The 1,821-nt window shown below is 23.4% G+C and carries 2 protein-coding genes; both read left to right on the top strand.

Translation table 11 applies throughout. The features are described from left to right. Positions 1 to 77 precede the first annotated feature (77 nt). Positions 78 to 215 carry a hypothetical protein gene (locus WBG30_RS05535; RefSeq protein WP_424503650.1) on the top strand — a complete coding sequence of 46 codons (138 nt, stop codon included), beginning with the start codon at positions 78 to 80 and terminating at the stop codon, positions 213 to 215. 441 nt (positions 216 to 656) lie between these two features. Continuing rightward, positions 657 to 1,821, top strand: a 1,165-nt coding sequence (locus WBG30_RS05530; RefSeq protein WP_424503649.1) for a hypothetical protein, incomplete at its 3' end; no start/stop codon positions are given.

Here is a 1,821-nt window from a genome sequence, read left to right as displayed (position 1 = left end):
ATATAAATAATTCTTTAGAATATGAAGCTAATCTTCTTATTCAGAAAATACAATTATAAATTAAAAGGAGGAACAAAATGAAAAAAAAATTATTAATACTCGTAGGTGTTCTATTACTCTTTAGTATGACTTTTGCTAATGAATCCGTTGGAAAGGTAAGAAGTAGTTCAAAAGTACTGACTTACATATCTAATATTATCTTTGAACAAAATTAAAAAATTAACCTTTAAACCATACGTGGTTTATACTGTAACCTGTAGACTAGACACTAAAAAAAGTGTCCAAATCTACAGGTTTTGTAGTTTATTTTTTTAAACATTTAATTTATTCTCAAATCCTCCCCACTAAGATTATAAAGCCTCTTTTAATAAAAACTTTTATTTAATTTCATTAGAAAAAAAACATAAAAATCGAATTATAACTACTTATTTATTCAACTTTCTGATAAAATTAAACAAATTAATAATATTACAACTGTTATGGATATACAAGTTATATTATCCTCAACAAATAATAATATTTTTTTAAGTCATCTTTACGTGGACTGAAACTGAATTTAATACGATATCTTATTCAGTTTTCCGTATAAATTAAAAAAATTATAGAAAAAAAAAGAACATCAATTATATAATATTACTATAACTTTAGGGGGTTATATGAAAGATAAAATATTTGAAATTGCTAAAACATATAAGATAACTTTTAAAGAACTAGGATGTAAGGGGCTTAGTTCTACTTATCTTACTAAGATAAAAAAAGGACATAATTCTATTAAAGAAAAGCATATTCTCTTATTAGTTGATTCCTTTAATAGAATTTTTCAAGAAAGAAATATAGATAAAATAATTACTGTAGAAGATCTACATATCACTTCTCAGCAAGAATTGGATAAATTAGTCAATGAAAGTATTATAGATAAAAGTATCTATTCCAAAGAAAAACAAATAGAAATAGAATGCTTTGAATGGGAAAAAGAAGTTCACAGCTGGAAATATCGTTATTTTATAGCCAAATATAATCAAAAAATAGGGAAGAATGAAAAGGCTTTAAATATCTATTCCAATCTATTAAATAATTTTTCTTGTTCTAACTGTTTTTATTCCATCTTAATTGAAATAATTAGATTAGAAAAAGCAGTGCTCACCCATGAACTATATGTTAGATATCAAAAAAAAATAAATAGTGCTCCATATAAAACTAAAGCTATTTTAATATATAATATAGGTGTAGACCTTTTGGAAACTAAAAAATATACTAAATCAACCTCATTTTTCGAAGTTATAATTGAGATGAAAGAAATTACAAATCATTATTATCATTCTTATAATAACTTGGGTATTTGTTATCAATATTTTGGGGAATATGAAAAAGCTATTGAATGTTTTAAAAAAAGTGTAAGCGACCCTACAAATTATAATGAATTGAAAAAATGCTATGTTAATATTCTTTCATGTGCTAAAGAAATGAAAAATGAAATAATGGTAAAAGTTACTATTAATAAACTTGAAAATATACTTAAAGAATTTAAAAATAAAACTTTGTATCAAACTTATTGGAACCTAGGATTAGCTTATCTATATTTAGGTAATGGAGATAAAGCTATCAAGGCATTTGAAATGGAAGTTTCTTTCCCTATAAATTTAAAAAATATTTATTTTAATCCCACTAAATATCTAGATTCTATCAAACGGCTGGTTTTACTTTATGGTCCTCAACCATTAAAACAACAGGAATTAATAAAAACAATATGCAAAATACCAGAACAGATGAGATGTTATAAATTATCTATCTATTTGTTAAAATTCTATTTAAATAATTCTT

The sequence above is a fragment of the Psychrilyobacter sp. genome, from assembly GCF_049671765.1.
Taxonomy (GTDB): domain Bacteria; phylum Fusobacteriota; class Fusobacteriia; order Fusobacteriales; family Fusobacteriaceae; genus Psychrilyobacter.
The sequence above is the reverse complement of the archived record's forward strand: the minus strand, read 5'-3'. Positions and strand labels throughout refer to the sequence as shown.